This window comes from Vibrio sp. R10-SF1-ISO8, from assembly GCF_059833805.1.
Window position 1 is genome coordinate 567,830 of the sequence record NZ_JCBDHL010000021.1, and the last position, 17,339, is coordinate 585,168.

Sequence of the window (17,339 nt, forward strand, 5' to 3'; positions counted from 1 at the left end):
TGTTTGTAATGACATATGTCAATATTTTTGTTTTAAAATGTTAATTGAATTTCAATACCAATTAAACTAGGTCATAATGTTCTTAACCGTGAGACAGAGAGGAATTCAAGGTGAGTGAGAATAAGTTTAATCAGATAGCCGAGGCAATTGAGCTAAGAATTGACCGAGGTGAATATCCAGTTAACTTTAAATTGCCACCGCATCGTACTCTTGCTGATGAACTTGATACCACGCCAGCGACAGTAGCGAAGGCTTACAAGTTGCTTGCTGAAAAAGGAAGAGTGGAGTCTTTTGTAGGAAGAGGCACATTTGTGTGTGGTGATGTAACGCTAAATCAAGCGATTCAACCGCCAGAAGATGAGAAGGATTACAACTTTTCGATTCTTCAGCCTTGTCTATACAAAAATGTTCCACAACTAAAGAAGGCGCTAGAAGTGGCGAGTCAAACGCTGTCTGCTGATTTGATTGGTTATACGGAGCACTCGGGACATGAAGAACATAGGCGAGCAGGTGTTGAATGGGCGAAATACTTTGGGCTTGAGGGTGGAAACACGAAAAATACTCTGCTCACTAATGGGGCGCAACACGCCTTATCTTTACTGATAAACGCGTTAACGAAACCTGGTGATGCAATTGCTGTTGAGGCGCTTACTTATCCGGGGATTTTAGCGATTGCCAGTTTGTCTGGAAGACAAGTAGTCGCTATACCTATGGATGAAGCAGGGATGTCGCCTACGGAACTAGAGAATTCAATTCTTCAGCATGATATCAAGGCTGTTATTGTCGTTCCTTCTCACCAAAACCCGACAGGGATAACAATGCCAGAGTCTCGCCGAAAAGAGATTGCTAAAGTAGTCAAAGACAATGAAGTTTGGCTTATAGAAGATGATATTTATTGTTTTCTGGATCAAATGACTTTGCCAGCAGTGAGTAACTTTGCACCAGATTATGCCTTTCATATTTCGGGACTGTCCAAAGCAATTAGTCCCGCAATGCGTTGTGGGTATGTCAAAGTGCCCGATAGACAGGTGGCGTTGATCAATGCTCATATACGCGCAAACATCTGGTTGTCTTCTCCGATTAATTATATTGCTGCCACAAATATGATCGACTCTGGCGAGGCGTTCGAAATCGCTGCAACTCAAAGAAGCGTTGCCCAGAGGCGGCAAAAAATAGCACGAGAAATTTTGACTGACGTTGATAGCTCGGCGGCGGGGTATCATCTATGGGTTCCTTTGCCAAAATCGTGGCCACAGGAAAGGTTTATGATGGAAGCCAAAAATCGTGGTGTTATTGTTAGCAGTGGAAGTTACTTTGACGCGAGTGGAGAGGGGACAAACCATATACGTTTATCACTGATGTCGGTCAGTACTGATGAACGTTTAGAGGAAGGGCTCTTGAAGCTAAGAGATTTAATGTCATCCAATATGAATACGGTATTTCCTTTCTAGTATCGAGTTGACCTAACTACAAAAAAACCGGCATAGTCGCCGGTTTTTTTATAGAACTCGGTACCTAAATACTCATTTCACCACGCAGAACTTGCTGCATCTTCACTTTTACTTGCTCGTAGCTAAGCCCTTGGCTGAGTAGGAAGTGAAGCTTTGCTAGCGCAGCTTCTGGTGTCATGTCGTAACCGCTGATTACCCCTGCTTCAGCGAGAGCACAGCCAGTTGCGTAGCCACCCATATTGACTTTACCAGCTAAACATTGAGTTAGGTTAACGACAATAACACCACGTTCAGACGCATCTTTCAGGTGGCCTAACAGCTCAGGGTTCTGCGGTGCGTTACCTACCCCAAACGTCAGTAATATCATGGCATTAACAGGTTGCAGTAGCGTATTGCGGATTACTTCGTGCGAAATGCCAGGGTACATAGTAATGACACCGATTGGCTGCGGTGTGATGTCATGAACTTTGAACTCACCTTCAGGCTTAGCCCCCACCTCAATCTCACTACTAATTTGGATGTTGATACCCGCTTCAAGCAGTGGTGGAAGGTTTGGTGACGTAAAGGCGTTAAAACCATCAGCATGAGATTTAGTGCTGCGGTTGCCACGCATAAGCTTATTGTTGAAGAACAAGGTCACTTCATTGATCGGGTAGTTAGCAGCAATGTGCAGCGCGTTAAGCAGGTTTGCTTGACCATCAGAACGAAGTTCTGCCAGAGGAATCTGCGAGCCAGTGACGATAACAGGCTTGCCAAGGTTTTCGAGCATGAACGAAAGTGCAGAGGCGGTATACGCCATGGTATCGGTGCCATGCAAGATGACAAAACCATCGTACTTATCATAGTTAGCGCGGATGTCGTCAGCAATTTGCTGCCAATCTGCTGGTGTCATATCCGATGAGTCGATAAGTGGGTCATACTCATGAATGGTAAACTCAGGCATTTCTGGACGGTGGAACTCTGGCATACTTGCTAGTTGTTTTTCCATGAAGCCAGCGACTGGGACATAACCGTGATCATGGGATTTTTGCATACCAATGGTACCGCCAGTGTAGGCGATATAAATATGTTTTCTTGCCATTGCTTTGAAACCAGTTAATTGTAGGGGGAACAGAGCGTGGGATTATATATCAATCCAAGCCAATAAAAAGGGGGCTCCCGCACAGGAATCCCCCTATCTTGATACTTAGCATTGTAGTCGCTGCGAAACTAATCTAGGTCTGACCAGAGTTACTGACTACTGAACCTGACAGTTTAAACAGAAAGCGTACTGACCTTTAGGGTCGTTGTAGCTTTGCAGCATATTGGCATCTTGAATCACTTGTGTTGCAACTGGTTGTAATGCGGCTGGCAGTAACGCTGTGGCATTGATACCTAATGATGCGCTAACTTGATTCATGAAGTCTTGGACAAATTGCTGCGCTGGCGAAAGTGGCTCTTCAACCCAGTACAAGTTGTAGTTTTCTACTTCAGCCATTTTAGCGGCTAACGCCACGGCATCATCGAAGTCGCCAATTTTATCAACTAAACCAAGCTCTAACGCATCTTGTCCTGTCCAAACTCGGCCTTGAGCAACGCTATCCACTTTATCGAGAGGGATTTCACGCGATTGACTAACTAAGCCGACAAATCGATTGTAGCCATGCTCGATGCCCATTTGGAATGCTTGCGAAGCGCCTTTCGAAAGTCCGGTGGTAACACCAACATCAGAGAATGGTGATGTGCCCACACCGTCAGTGTAGATACCTAGCTTGTTGAGCCCTTTTTCAAAGGTAGTAATAACACTAAAGATACCAATAGAGCCGGTTAACGTGGTTGGCTGTGCAACAATGCTGTCAGCACTCATCGAAATCCAGTAACCACCAGAGGCAGCAAGGCTAGACATCGATACAACAACCGGTTTCCCTGCTTCTTTGAGCGCGTCTACTTCATTACGAATCACTTCAGAGGCAAATGCACTGCCTCCAGGGCTGTCTACACGTAGCACTACGGCTTTAACTTTGTCATCGTTACGAGCTTGGCGCAGAAGTGCCGCAACCGTGTCACCACCCACTGTTCCGCGTGGCTGGGAACCATCCATAATAGCGCCACTTGCGACAACAATGGCAATGTCGTCCGCTGCTAAGTCAAAGCTTGGGCTCATGGTTGATTGATACTCGTAATAATCAACGTAGTTGTAGCTGTCTTCTCCATTGCTACCGAAGACATCGATTAGCTGTTTACGAACTTGCTGGCGTGTTGCGAGCTCGTCAACTAAGCCGACGTTTAATGAAAGAGCAGCAAGGTCGCCTTGGTTTTCTTTGAGTAGAGCTAGGAACTCATCCATATCTGGAGTAAGCGCATCAGCAGAGAGCTGACGATTTGTTGCGACGTCATCTACATAGGCTCCCCAAAGCTGACCAAGCCAACGCGAGGCTGAAGCTTTGGCTTCTTTAGACATGTCGTCGCGGACAAACGGTTCTATAGCTGATTTGTAAGTACCAACTCGGAAGACATGCGTATTCACATCCAGATTTTCTAGCAAGGTTTTGTAGTACAGAGTATAGGCACTGTAGCCCTTAAGCATTACAGCGCCGTCAGGAGCGAGGTATATTTTATCTGCGTAGCTTGCAAGGTAGTATTGGCTTTGGTTGTACATATCGCCGACAGCATAAATAGGCTTGCCTGAGGCTTTAAACTCATTTAATGCTTTAGCTATGTAACGCAGTTTAGTGAGGTTTGTTTCTGGCATATCACGCAGTGCTAGGACAATACCACTCACTTGGTTGTCATCTTTAGCGTGACGAATGGTATCGACAATGTCGAACAAGACATTTTCTTTAGGCAGGCTTTGGCCGAAGAAAGAGCCTGTTAGCGAGTCCATAGGGTTAACGTAGGTTGGCTGCTCAACGATTGGCCCTGAAATATTCAGAATCAGTGCCGACTCTTTTGGCACGGTAGGCGTTGGGGTGTCAGCGCTGGTGTAGATGAAATAGATGACACCGATACTCGCCAAAAAGATCAAGTTGACTAGGGCAAGTCGAATGAAAGTGATGAGCTTCCAAATCCCTTTAAAAAACAGGCCAACAAATTTAAATATTTTTTTCATTTTTTCTCCGCTACGGAAACCGCAGATTAAGGCTTATCCGCTCTATGAGCATTTAAGTTCAGATAAGTTCCATCCTACTTAAACTAGTATACCCAAACAACCAGAAGATTGATCGGTGTTACAAAAATGTAAACGGGTGTTTGATTTTTGTTGAAGCTCTTCATATTGTGGTCAGACCACAACAATAAAAGAGTAAAGTGATGTCTACCATGTACCCGAATTTACTTCAGCCATTGGATCTAGGATTTACCCAACTTCGCAATCGAGTGCTAATGGGTTCTATGCACACCGGATTAGAAGAGCATAAAGAAGGACTGGGTAAGCTCGCAGCCTTTTATGCAGAACGTGCGAAGGGTGGTGTAGGGCTCATTGTAACTGGCGGATTTTCACCGAATCTACGTGGTAGATTACACCCGTTTAGTGCTGAGTTTAGTAAAGCGAAACATGCAAAAGCACATAAAGTTGTCACTGAAGCCGTGCATCAACATGGTGGTAAAATCGCGCTTCAGTTACTCCATGCGGGCCGATACGCGATGCATCCTTTTGCCCAAAGCGCGTCTTCGATTAAGGCCCCAATTGCTCGCTTCGCCCCAAGTGAAATGAGTACTCGTCAAATCAAAAAGACCATTGATGCATTCGCCAACAGCGCCGCCCTTGCGCAGCAAGCAGGTTACGATGGCGTTGAAGTAATGGGCTCAGAAGGCTACTTGCTGAACCAGTTCATTTGTAAGCGTACTAATACACGTTATGACGAATGGGGAGGTAGTTATGAAAATCGTATTCGATTCCCTCTTGAAGTGGTGAAAGCGATACGCCAAGCAGCAGGAAAAGAGTTCATTATCATTTTCCGCCTTTCAATGTTGGATCTGGTTGAGGAAGGCAGTACTTTTGATGAAGTGGTTATGCTAGCAAAAGAGCTAGAAAATGCAGGTGTGACGATTATCAACACGGGCATTGGTTGGCACGAGGCACGGATTCCAACAATCGCTACCCAGGTTCCTCGCGGGGCTTTTACATGGGTAACAGAAAAGGTACGCCCTCATGTCAATGTGCCTATCGTGACCTGTAACCGTATTAATACTCCAGAAGAAGCCGAAAATATTCTCGCCAGTGGCCATGCTGATATGGTTTCGATGGCACGTCCGTTCCTTGCGGATCCTCACTTTGTGATTAAAGCTGAGCAAAATCGCTCTCAAATGATTAATACGTGTATCGGTTGTAACCAAGCGTGTCTAGACAATGTGTTTAAAGGCAAACGCGCAGGCTGTCTAGTCAATCCACTCGCGTGTCGAGAAACTGAATTGACGGTTATCCCTACCGATCTGAAAAAGAATATTGCGGTTGTTGGTGCAGGGCCTGCAGGCTTGGCATGTGCGACAACATTGGCTGAAAGAGGGCATCATGTAGATCTGTTTGAGCGTAATGACAGAATTGGTGGCCAGTTCCGCTTAGCGATGCAGATTCCGGGTAAAGAAGAGTTCAGAGAAACGATTCGCTACTTTGCCAATAGAATTGATGAAATAGGGGTGAAGCTACACCTAGAAACGGATGCAAACTATGATCTTCTAGCTGAATATGATGAAGTGGTGATGGCATCAGGGGTAGAGCCTCGTAAAGTCAATATTGATGGTATCGAAACGCCAGAAAAAGTGGTCGATTACCAAACTCTGATTAAAGAAAAAACTTATGTTGGTGACAAAGTCGCGATTGTTGGTGCTGGTGGTATCGGTGTTGATGTGGCGACCATGTTGACTGAACCTGCTGGACATAATCTGGATGATTGGTTGCATGAGTGGGGTATTGATAAAGAGATTTCTCACCCAGGGGGACTATTCCCTTATCCTGACTCAATGAGTGATAAAACCGTTTGGGTGCTCCAGCGCCGCAAAGGTCGCGTAGGTAAAGGGCCGGGCAAAACCACAGGTTGGATACATAAACGTACATTAGAGAAACGTGGCGTGAATCTACTAGGCGGTGTCAGCTATGACAAAATAGACCAACAAGGCTTACATATCACTGTAGATGACAAGCAGCAATTGCTCGATGCGGATACTGTGATTATTTGTGCAGGTCAGGAATCAGTTCGACCGTTCGAGAATCAATGGCATCTGCTAGGCGATAAACTCCATGTGATCGGTGGTGCTGACTACGCTGGTGAGCTGGATGCGGTGCGCGCGATTAAGCAAGGTGTAGAACTGGCAGTTAAGTTGTAATTTACGATCTGATTATCATAAAAAAGGTCTCTTCGAGAAGAGACCTTTTTCGTATCTGTGCGTCTTAAAGGATTACGGTCTTATTGCCGTAAACAAAGACGTGATCATTGAGCACTTTGTTGAGAGCTTTGCTCAATACGTTCTTTTCAACGTCACGGCCCGCTTGTGCCATATCTTGGGCGCTAAAGTTATGATCAACAGGAATAACGTCTTGCTTGATGATTGGGCCTTCATCGAGATCGTTAGTTACAAAGTGTGCTGTGGCACCAATGATCTTTACACCGCGCTCATAAGCTTGCTGGTATGGTTTAGCACCAATGAAAGCAGGCAAGAAACTATGGTGAATATTAATAATCTTATGGTGGTACTTCTCGACAAATGATGGCGTCAATACGCGCATGTATTTAGCAAGAACTAAGTAGTCCGCTTGGTACTGGTCGATGACTTCCAGCATTTTCTTCTCGTGCTCTTCACGATTCAATCCTTCATGAGAAACGTGGTGATAAGGGATATCAAATTTCTCAGTTAGGCTTTGTAAAGTGTCGTAGTTACCCACGACAGCAGCGATTTCGACATCCAAGCTGCCGTCATAGTTTTTCATCAAGATGTCACCCAAGCAGTGTGCCTCTTTGGTGACAAGAATGACGACTCGTTTGCGATTTGAACCAATCAATTTACGCTTAGCACCTTCAGGTAAAGCTTGGTCGAGGTCAGCTAAAAAGGTCTGATCATTGAAGTAACCTTCAAGCTCGGTACGCATAAAGAAGTGACCGCTTGTGTTATCTACGAACTCGTTGTTGTGAATAATATTGAGTTGGTGTTTGTAACAAATGTTGGTGATCTTTGAAATAAGACCAGGGGCGTCAGTGCAGTGTGTCAGTAGTGTTTTCTTTTCCATTAGGTTCAAACTTCCGTGAATTATTTTTTTTGTATTGTGAAATTTTTACGGGCAACCGAACGGTGAGCTCACCCGCAGTATTGAAGCTACAATTAAACTAATATCGAGTTGGTTTCAACAATTAATCTGAGTTAACCGATTGGCTGAGGTTATTTGAAGAGTGTTTGTTCTCTTAGCGTGTCTTTTAGGTGGTATGTATGGATAAAGAGCTACTAGCCCGTAAATTGTATTCTGAACGAGTAAGCGCCTTAACTGGCGGAAAAGAACTAGACGAAGAAATCTTAGATGAAATGTGGGAAAACCGTGCCTCCCCAAGTGAAGCTGCACGTGCCATGATGGATGACCAACAAGATGGCTTTTCTGGACCTGCTTGGTTAAACCGTTACCTCAATAAACGCTAATATCTGAGGCTGCTTAGGCGCGAAAATCTCATTCGCGCCTTGGTGCAAAAACTGCCATAATCTCTCCCCCCTTTGTTAACTCTCTGTTGTGCATGATTTCAAAGACCTTCTCCTCTGAGGGAGCGCTAGGTAAAGCAATACCTGGCTTTCAACCGCGTCAAGCTCAGCTCGATATGGCTGAAGCGGTGGCAAGTGCAATCAAAAGCCAAAGTCAGGTGGTCGTTGAAGCCGGAACAGGGACAGGTAAAACCTTTGCCTATCTAGTGCCAGCTTTGTTAAGTGGTAAGAAAACCATCATCAGCACGGGCTCGAAAAACCTCCAAGAACAACTGTTTCACCGTGATTTGCCGTTAATGACCAATGCGTTAGGTTTTTACGGTCAGGTCGCGTTATTGAAAGGTCGCGCAAACTACCTTTGTTTAGACCGTTTGAGTCGCCAGATGGTTGAAAGCCACCATCAAAGCGCGGATCCGACATTGCTAAGTCAATTGGTAAAGGTGCGCAGTTGGTCGTCAGAAACAAAAACTGGTGACCTTGGTGATTGTGATGCCATTGCTGAAGACAGTCCGGTTATTCCAACCATTACCTCAACCAACGACAACTGCCTAGGTAAGGATTGCCCGAGCTACCAAGATTGCTTTGTGCTTAAAGCGAGAAAAAAGGCGATGGACGCTGATGTAGTTGTGGTCAACCACCACTTGTTTCTTGCCGATCTAGCGATTAAAGAAACCGGCTTTGGTGAGTTGATTCCTGAAGCTGAAGTGTTTGTTTTCGACGAAGCGCACCAGCTCCCGGATATTGCCAGCCAGTACTTCGGTCAGTCGCTGTCTAGCCGCCAGATTCAAGAGTTATGCAAAGATATTGAAATTGCTTATCGCACGGAAGCAAAAGACATGCGTCAATTGCAAAAAGCGGGAGAGAAGCTTTATCAAACCGCAATGGACTTGAGAATCGTACTGGGAGAGCCTGGATTTCGTGGCAATTGGCGTGAGGCGGTCACTTCTCCATCTATCGGGCGTGAGTTACGACGCCTAGAAGACTCGCTCGATTTTGTTATTGAAGTAGTCAAACTCGCTCTTGGTCGTAGCCAGTTACTCGATAGCGCTTTTGAAAGAGCCAATACCATTAAGGCACGACTAGATAGAGTATGTGACGTCTCCATTACAGGATATTCATACTGGTACGAAACAACACCGCGCCATTTCACCTTACACATTACGCCGCTTACGGTTGCCGATAAGTTCCACGAACAGATTGAGTTAAAGCAGGGGGCTTGGGTATTTACTTCGGCGACGCTTGCTGTGAATGATGACTTCGGCCATTTTACGTCTCGTTTAGGTTTAAAACCTCAGGCACAAATGTCACTGCCAAGCCCTTTTGACTATCAAACTCAAGCGCGCTTATGTGTGCCAAGGTATCTCCCAGAGCCTAATAGTCCGGGTATGGCGGATAAACTGGTTAATATGCTGACGCCAGTGATTGAGCAAAACCAAGGACGCTGTTTTTTCCTTTGTACTTCCCACAGCATGATGAAAGAGCTAGGAGAAAGATTTAGAGAGCGCTTAAGCGTTCCTGTATTGATGCAAGGGGAAACCAGCAAACAGAAAACCCTCGCTGAGTTTATGGAACTAGGTAATGCTTTGCTTGTTGCGACGGGGGCGTTTTGGGAAGGGATTGATGTTAGAGGTGATGCGCTGAGCTGTGTTATCATCGACAAATTACCGTTTACTGCTCCTGATGACCCGCTGTTAAAGGCGCGAATTGAAGATTGTCAGCTTAAAGGCGGTGACCCGTTCTCTCAGGTTCAAATTCCAGATGCGGTCATCACTTTGAAGCAGGGAGTAGGGCGACTCATTCGAGATAAGAACGATAAAGGTGCACTGATTATCTGCGATAATCGATTAGTGACCCGTGAATACGGTGGCGTTTTCCTAGCGAGTTTACCACCGATACCTCGTACCCGAGACTTAGCTTTGGTGCAGGATTTTCTCGAACATAATCAATGATGGTTTGTGACAAGCTAACGACTCGCTTGAGCCGTTTGTTCCCACAAGCTGACAACCAATACAAACGAATAACCAGAGATATCAATGAGTGTAAAGATCCTTGCTCTAGATACAGCAACCGAGAACTGTTCTGTTGCTCTTTTAGTTAACGATAAAGTTTACGTGCGCAGTGAAGTTGCACCTAGAGACCACACTAAAAAAGTACTGCCGATGGTGGATGAAGTACTAAAAGAAGCTGGGGTTAAGCTTACTGATTTGGACGCGCTCGCATTTGGTCGCGGTCCTGGCAGTTTTACTGGTGTTCGAATTGGCATTGGTATTGCACAGGGTTTAGCGTTCGGTGCAGATTTACCAATGATTGGCGTGTCTACGTTGGAAGCAATGGCACAAGGTGTATACCGAAAACACGGTGTAAGCCATGTCGCGACAGCGATTGACGCGCGAATGAGTGAGGTTTACTGGGGACGTTTTACTCGTCAAGAAGATGGCACTTGGCATGCTGTAGATGCTGAATGTGTCACTCCCCCTCAATTAGTTTCGGACAACAGCGCCGCGGATGACCAGCAATGGTTGACGGCAGGTACAGGTTGGGATGCGTATACAGAACAACTTGCTGGCGTAAAATTTACGACAGAGAAGAGTGATGTTTTATTCCCAGACGCGGAAGACATTGTTCAACTGGCGAAGTTTGAACTATTGAAAGGCAATACGGTTGATGCGGAAGAGGCGAGCCCAGTCTATCTGCGTGATACGGTTGCTTGGAAAAAACTACCAGGTAGAGAGTAGTTCATACAGGATAAATAAGGCATAAGCGGAAAGTATGGTATCAATCAACGGATTACCTCCTTCGGTTCCTGGACCAAATAGGGCCAACAAAGCCAATAAGAAGAACGAGGTTAAAAAATCTGGCGATAAAGCTGCGGTTAGCCAACCTACTAAGGTGGCTAACGCGGTGGCGCATTCTATCCGTCATGTCAATGAGTCTGAGATTCATAAGGCGCAAGTCCAATATGATCTTCCTGAAGGCCGCAGCCGTAAAGCGATGGAAGAGTATATGGACGTGATGAACCAAGCTAAGCGCGAGGAACTTTCACAGCTGCTGGGTGTCGATATCTATATCTAAATTAAGACTTTGTGTGACGTTATGACTCAACGACCTTTTCGCTTTTTGTGTGCGCTGGCTAGCGTAGTTTTGCTTTCCGCTTGCAGTTCTTTACCTGAAAACCTCAAAACCGAAAACCCAGATGTTGTCACCCGTTATCAAGAGTGGCAACCAGAGGCTCAAGCCAACGCTGAAGTAAGACTTGGTGGACTGATCGCTGATGTAAAGAATCTCAAAGATCAAACCCGCATAGAAGTGGTTAATCTGCCGATAAACTCTGTGGGCAAACCAGATATCAACCAAGAGCCACAAGGCCGTTTTGTCGCCTATGTCGACGGTTTTGCTGATCCAGTGACATTGTCTGAGGGACGTCTTATCTCGTTGCTTGGAAAAAGCCAAGGCCGAGAGCAAGGTAAAGTTGGTGACTATTCTTATGATTTCCCAGTGATGAAGGCGAGTGGCTTTCATTTGTGGCGTATTGAAGAGCGTATCATAGTTCATGATTTCGACAGCTACCTCTATCCTTGTCGCGGTCTCTACTGTAGCGATGTTCGTTATGGAACCAGACAGGGCAAAGTGATTCAAGAAGTGAAGTAATGCGCGACGAACGAAAACGCGAGATCCTTAATGGACATATCGCAACCATCGAATATGGATGCAGTGAAACGGCCGAACTTTCGGTCGTTTTTTTGCATGGCTGGTTAGATAACGCGGCGAGTTTTGAATCCGTGATGGCCGCTCTTCACGCTCTCAATCCCGATTGTCATTTATGCGCAATCGATTTACCGGGTCACGGCCTTTCTAGTCACAAGGAAGCCAGTAATTTCTATCCTTTTCACGACTATATTGACGATGTTTATCAGTTTTTGGCTAACTTATCACCAAACAGACTGGTGCTAGTAGGGCATTCTCTTGGTGCTTTGATTGCAAGTTGCTATAGTGCCGCCTTTCCTGAACAAGTCAGTGGCTTGGTTCAGATAGAAGGATACGGACCTTTGGCTGAAAAAGCGCAAGATACGGTTTCTCGTTTAAGAGAAGGCGTGCTGAGTCGTCAAAGAATTCGTAGAAAGCCAACTCGCGTTATGTTGTCCGAACAAGAAGCGATAGAGAGGCGAGCAAAGGTAAATCAGATAGATTCTGAGTTAATTGCTCCAATTATACTGCGTGGGCTTGAATCTCATCAGTCTGGCTGGATATGGCGGCACGATGTAAAGCTGCAAAGCCAGTCTCTTTATCGAATGTCATTTGAACATGCCGAGTCTTTTCGCCAACAAGTGACTTGCCCGCAACTTGTCATCCTTGGTGACGAAGGTTTTTCTTATTTGCAGTCTTTTCAGCATGATGCTTCAGATTCCACTCATTTTGAGATGATCGAAGGGGGTCATCACTGTCATCTGCAAGCTCCTTCTAGAGTATCTAACCTAATTTTTGGTTTAGTTAACAAAATTTAAACAAGTGTTTGAGACTTTCGTGCTCAAGGGCTTCGCCTGTGCTGTAATAGACGACGTTGAAAATAGAGCTTTTCACTCAGATGACAGCCAGTTAATTTCGAGGAGTTTTACCGTGGATAAACCTTGGTTATCACGCTATCCAGAAGATGTGCCAGAGCATATCGACCCAGATCAATACCCATCATTAGTGGAAATGTTTGAACAGTCAGTTCAAAAGTATGCCGACCAGCCTGCTTTTATGAACATGGGCTCGGTGATGACATTTCGCAAACTGGAAGAGCGTAGCCGAGCGTTTGCAGCTTACTTGCAAAATGAACTGAAGTTACAAAAGGGTGATCGTGTCGCTTTGATGATGCCTAACCTGCTGCAATATCCAGTTGCCTTGTTTGGTGTGCTACGTGCAGGTTTAATTGCGGTCAACGTGAACCCGCTATACACCCCGCGTGAGCTAGAGCATCAGCTAAATGACTCCGGCGCAAAAGCGATTGTTATAGTATCGAATTTTGCCAATACGCTTGAGCAAGTTGTTGATAACACGCCTGTTAAGCATGTGGTGTTAACCAGTCTAGGGCAGATGTTGCCTCGTGCAAAAGGGACCTTGGTCGACTTCGTCGTTAAGTATGTTAAAGGCATGGTGCCTAAGTATGACCTACCTGGCGCAATCTCCATGCGTAAGGCACTTCACAATGGTCGTCGTCTACAGTATGTAAAGCCTTTCATGTCTGGTGATGATATCGCCTTCTTGCAGTATACCGGTGGCACAACAGGGGTCGCAAAAGGCGCTATTCTGACTCATCGCAATATGATTGCTAACGTTTTACAAGCAAAAGGCGCTTATGGCCCTGTTTTATCTGAAGGTCGTGAACTGGTTGTTACTGCATTACCGCTCTACCATGTGTTTGCACTGACGGTAAACTGTTTGCTGTTTATTGAGATGGGTGGGCAGAACCTGCTGATCACTAACCCTCGTGATATTCCTGGCTTTATTAAAGAGCTACAGAAATACCCGTTTACGGCAATTACCGGCGTTAATACCCTGTTTAATGCACTTGTGAACAACGAAGATTTCCAAGAGCTCGACTTCAGCAAACTCAAACTTTCTGTGGGCGGTGGTATGGCTGTGCAGCGTGCAGTCGCAGAACAGTGGAAAAAGACCACAGGGATTCACTTACTTGAAGGTTACGGGCTAACAGAATGTTCTCCATTAGTTACAGGTAACCCGTACGATCTTACTGACTACACGGGAGCAATTGGCTTGCCAGTTCCTTCTACCGAAGTTCGTATTGTTGATGACGAAGGTAATCCAGTGGCAAATACCGAAGTGGGTGAACTTCAGGTACGTGGTCCGCAAGTTATGCAAGGTTACTGGCAGCGTCCAGAAGCGACTAAAGAGGTGATCAATGCTGAGGGTTGGTTATCTACGGGTGATATTGTTAAGTTTGACGACGAAGGCTTGCTCCACATTGTTGATCGCAAGAAAGATATGATTCTTGTTTCTGGCTTTAACGTCTATCCAAACGAGATCGAAGATGTTGTCGCGCTTCACGGTAAAGTCCTTGAAGTGGCAGCGATCGGTCAGCCACATGAAGTGTCGGGTGAACTAGTTAAGATTTATGTAGTTAAGCGCGATCCTAGCTTAACTAAAGAAGAGATTATTGCTCACTGTCGTGAACACTTAACGGGTTACAAGGTACCAAAACTTGTCGAGTTTAAAGAAGACTTACCGAAGACCAACGTTGGTAAGATCCTGCGCCGCGTATTGCGTGAAGAAAACGACGCAAACCTAGCCAAGTCAAAGTAACTCGATGAGAGTTAAGCACAGTTAAGTGTTTGATGGTAGAATGCCGACTATACTTAGTCGGCATTTTTTATGGCCGCAAGAAATCGCTCATGGTGAGAAGTTAGTGAATTATCAGATTATTACTCAAACGGCGCAGCTCGATACCGTTTGTCAAAGTGCACGACAAGCTGATGTTGTTATGTTGGATACAGAGTTTGTCCGTACCCGTACATACTATCCGCAGCTTGGTCTTATTCAGCTCTTTGATGGACAGAATCTTTCTCTTATCGATCCAACGGTAATAGAAGATATGGCTCCGTTTGTTGAACTGCTTAAAGATACGTCCGTATTAAAGGTGCTTCATGCCTGTGGTGAAGACTTAGAAGTGTTCCATAACAGCTTTGAGTGTTTGCCATATCCTATGGTCGACACCCAACTTATGGCTGCTTTCCTTGGTCATGGTTTATCGACAGGTTTTGCGGCTTTAGTTGAAAGCTATTTAGGTGTTGAGCTAGATAAGAGTGAGTCTCGTACCGATTGGTTGGCGCGACCACTGACTGATAAACAGCTCGAATACGCAGCTGCGGATGTGTACTACTTACAGCCATTGTATGAACAACTGTTTGAGAAAATTACTCAAGCTGGCTGGTGGGATGCCGCGCAGCAAGAGAGTGATTTACTCGCTTCCAAACGCATTAAAACTGTCAACCTAGAGATGGCGTATCTTGATGTGAAGGGCGCCTGGCAACTCAAGCCAAAAGAGCTTTCAATTCTTAAGCCTTTAGCTACGTGGCGTTTGAAAGAAGCATTACGTCGAGATTTAGCACTTAACTTTATCTTTAAAGAAAACGACCTACTCACTGTTGCGCGTTTGGGTATTCAAAACCATAGCCAGATGGAACAAGAGGGCATGGATTATCGCTCGGTACAACGCCACAGCGCACGCATTATCTCGATCGTAAAATCGGCCAAGAAGACACCCGTCGATGAGTATCCAGAGAAGATTGAACGCCTAATGGATATGCCGGGTTACAAACAGAAATTCAAAGTGCTAAAAGATGAAGTAAAACGCGCATCGCAGGCTAGCGGGTTAGCCACAGAGTTCTTAGCTTCTAAGAAGCAGCTTAATCAGCTAATGACTTGGGTGTGGAAAAAAGACAGAGATCCCGCCAAGCTACCCGATGTTATGCAAAGCTGGCGACTAGAACTGTTTGGTGAAAAGCTAAACAAGCTTCTCTAGAAAACAAAAAAACGGGCTTCCAATTGGAAGCCCGTTTTATGTTCGGTCAAATTAACCCGCTAGAACGTCAGTCGCTACCTTGTAGCTTGGATCTTCTTTAACGTTAATTTCTACTAAGCTGCCTGCTTTGTCGAGTAGCTTGCGACAGTCTGGACTTAGGTGGCGCAAGTGAAGTGTCTTACCTTGAGCTGAGTAGCGCTCTGCAAGTGTTTCAATCGCTTCAATGGCTGAGTGGTCAGTTACGCGAGAATCAGCGAAATCGACAATCACATCGCTTGGGTCTCCGTGTGCATCGAAGATCTCTAAGAAGTTAGCAACCGAGCCGAAGAAAACTGGACCATGGATTTTGTACTCTTTTGAGCCTTCTTCATTGATGCTGGTATCAGCGTAGATGTGCTTAGCGTGTTGCCATGCAAACATAAGTGCAGAGGCAATAACACCAACAAATACGGCAATAGCAAGGTCGGTAAGAACCGTTACTACCGTTACTAGAACAATAACGAAGAAATCTTGTTTTGGTACGCGGCGTGCCAGTTTAAATGTTGCCCACTCAAAGGTACCAATCACGACCATGAACATTACGCCTACTAGTGCTGCCAGAGGGATCATTTCGATCAACGAAGAGGCAAACAAGATGAACATCAGTAGTGCCACAGCGGCAACGATACCAGATAGACGACCACGACCACCCGAGTTTACGTTGATCATTGATTGACCAATCATCGCACAACCACCCATAGCACCAAACACAGAACACGTCATATTTGCCATGCCCTGACCGATACATTCGCGGTTCGATTGACCACGAGTGTTAGTCATTTCGTCAAGCACCGTTAGAGTCAATAGAGACTCAATCAAACCGATTGCAGCAAGAATAATCGCGTACGGAAGAATGATCTGTAGCGTTTCAAGTGTTAGTGGAACGGTAGGAATAGAGAAAGTAGGCAGTGAACCCGCAAGTGTTGCAGCCTCGTCACCGGACATAGTGCGTAGGAAGTCAACCACCGTACGAGTTTCTAGATCTAAACCAACCACTAGCGCAGTGACGGTTACGATAGCGACAAGAGATGACGGTACAGCAGTCGTGAACTTAGGCAAAAAGTGGATGATTGCCATGGTTAAAGCAACGAGACCCAGCATCAGCATCATCTGGTCTGTTGGCAGCCATGTTAATGCGCCAGTTAAGTCTGGTGCTTTAAATTGGCCCAATTGAGCGAGGAAGATAACGATCGCTAAGCCGTTAACGAAGCCAATCATAACCGGATGAGGCACGATACGGATGAACTTACCCAGTTTAAATATACCTGCAGCGACCTGAAGGATACCGGCAAGCATGATGGCAGCAAACAGGTACTGTACGCCATGTGAAGCAACCAGTGACACCATAACTACAGCCATGGCACCCGTTGCACCTGAAATCATACCAGGGCGACCACCGAAGATTGAGGTAATTAAACCTACAATAAATGCTGCGTACAGACCAACCATAGGGTCAACGCCAGCAACGAAGGCAAAAGCGACGGCTTCAGGGACGAGAGCGAGTGCAACGGTCAAACCTGACAACACATCGTTCTTCACAGAGTGTTTAGAAAATTGGGGAAATTCAAACATATTTGCTCAGTTTGGCTAAGTGTTTAAAAGTATTCTGAATTGTATTTAGTCGCCACCGGGCAAAAATGCAATGTAAAAGAGCAGAGGGAGTCGATATA

At 45.5% G+C, this 17,339-nt stretch carries 14 protein-coding genes; 10 read left to right on the forward strand and 4 right to left on the reverse strand.

The window, feature by feature from the left end; all coding sequences use genetic code 11:
* Window positions 1-110: 110 nt before the first annotated feature.
* Window positions 111-1,451, forward strand: a complete 1,341-nt coding sequence (locus tag AC6R00_RS20720) for an aminotransferase-like domain-containing protein (RefSeq protein WP_500641754.1) — start codon at window positions 111-113, stop codon at window positions 1,449-1,451.
* Window positions 1,452-1,515: 64 nt separating this feature from the next.
* On the opposite strand, the gene ansA is transcribed toward AC6R00_RS20720, so the two are convergent.
* Together ansA and sppA are read right to left on the reverse strand one after the other, a co-directional pair.
* Window positions 1,516-2,532 (reverse strand): asparaginase, encoded by a 1,017-nt coding sequence (ansA, locus tag AC6R00_RS20725; protein ID WP_004749650.1) that lies wholly within the window; start codon window positions 2,530-2,532, stop codon window positions 1,516-1,518.
* A 156-nt stretch (window positions 2,533-2,688) separates the two neighbouring features.
* On the reverse strand, window positions 2,689-4,539 hold the full coding sequence (sppA, locus tag AC6R00_RS20730; protein WP_500641755.1) for a signal peptide peptidase SppA: 1,851 nt from the start codon (window positions 4,537-4,539) through the stop codon (window positions 2,689-2,691).
* 200 nt (window positions 4,540-4,739) lie between these two features.
* On the opposite strand from sppA, the gene AC6R00_RS20735 reads away from it, so the two are divergent.
* Entirely contained in the window at window positions 4,740-6,752 is a 2,013-nt protein-coding gene (locus tag AC6R00_RS20735; protein WP_500641756.1) for a 2,4-dienoyl-CoA reductase FMN-binding domain-containing protein, read from the forward strand.
* Window positions 6,753-6,816: 64 nt separating this feature from the next.
* Here AC6R00_RS20735 and purU read toward each other — a convergent pair whose 3' ends face one another.
* On the reverse strand, window positions 6,817-7,650 hold the full coding sequence (purU, locus tag AC6R00_RS20740) for a formyltetrahydrofolate deformylase (RefSeq protein ID WP_171321097.1): 834 nt from the start codon (window positions 7,648-7,650) through the stop codon (window positions 6,817-6,819).
* Between the two features lie 197 nt (window positions 7,651-7,847).
* Between purU and AC6R00_RS20745 the strand changes: the two genes are divergently transcribed.
* From AC6R00_RS20745 to rnd, 8 genes are all read left to right on the forward strand, one after another.
* Window positions 7,848-8,051, forward strand: a complete 204-nt coding sequence (locus tag AC6R00_RS20745) for a hypothetical protein (RefSeq protein WP_004746521.1) — start codon at window positions 7,848-7,850, stop codon at window positions 8,049-8,051.
* Between the two features lie 92 nt (window positions 8,052-8,143).
* On the forward strand, window positions 8,144-10,057 hold the full coding sequence (gene yoaA / locus AC6R00_RS20750; protein ID WP_500641757.1) for a DNA repair helicase YoaA: 1,914 nt from the start codon (window positions 8,144-8,146) through the stop codon (window positions 10,055-10,057).
* An 84-nt stretch (window positions 10,058-10,141) separates the two neighbouring features.
* On the forward strand, window positions 10,142-10,843 hold the full coding sequence (tsaB, locus tag AC6R00_RS20755) for a tRNA (adenosine(37)-N6)-threonylcarbamoyltransferase complex dimerization subunit type 1 TsaB (RefSeq protein ID WP_500641758.1): 702 nt from the start codon (window positions 10,142-10,144) through the stop codon (window positions 10,841-10,843).
* Between the two features lie 34 nt (window positions 10,844-10,877).
* Window positions 10,878-11,180 (forward strand): hypothetical protein, encoded by a 303-nt coding sequence (locus tag AC6R00_RS20760; RefSeq protein WP_004746527.1) that lies wholly within the window; start codon window positions 10,878-10,880, stop codon window positions 11,178-11,180.
* A 21-nt stretch (window positions 11,181-11,201) separates the two neighbouring features.
* Window positions 11,202-11,756 carry a Slp family lipoprotein gene (locus AC6R00_RS20765; RefSeq protein ID WP_500641759.1) on the forward strand — a complete coding sequence of 185 codons (555 nt, stop codon included), beginning with the start codon at window positions 11,202-11,204 and terminating at the stop codon, window positions 11,754-11,756.
* Complete coding sequence (locus AC6R00_RS20770; protein ID WP_500641760.1) at window positions 11,756-12,610, forward strand: alpha/beta fold hydrolase; 855 nt, start codon at window positions 11,756-11,758, stop codon at window positions 12,608-12,610. The genes AC6R00_RS20765 and AC6R00_RS20770 overlap by 1 nt, the downstream gene beginning before the upstream one ends.
* Window positions 12,611-12,722: 112 nt before the next feature.
* Window positions 12,723-14,411, forward strand: a complete 1,689-nt coding sequence (gene fadD, locus AC6R00_RS20775) for a long-chain-fatty-acid--CoA ligase FadD (protein WP_500641761.1) — start codon at window positions 12,723-12,725, stop codon at window positions 14,409-14,411.
* Between the two features lie 103 nt (window positions 14,412-14,514).
* Window positions 14,515-15,630, forward strand: coding sequence for a ribonuclease D (rnd, locus tag AC6R00_RS20780; RefSeq protein ID WP_500642216.1), 1,116 nt, complete (start codon window positions 14,515-14,517; stop codon window positions 15,628-15,630).
* 51 nt (window positions 15,631-15,681) lie between these two features.
* Here the strand turns inward: rnd and AC6R00_RS20785 are convergent, their stop codons facing one another.
* Window positions 15,682-17,241, reverse strand: coding sequence for a SulP family inorganic anion transporter (locus tag AC6R00_RS20785; RefSeq protein WP_500641762.1), 1,560 nt, complete (start codon window positions 17,239-17,241; stop codon window positions 15,682-15,684).
* Between the last annotated feature and the right edge of the window lie 98 nt (window positions 17,242-17,339).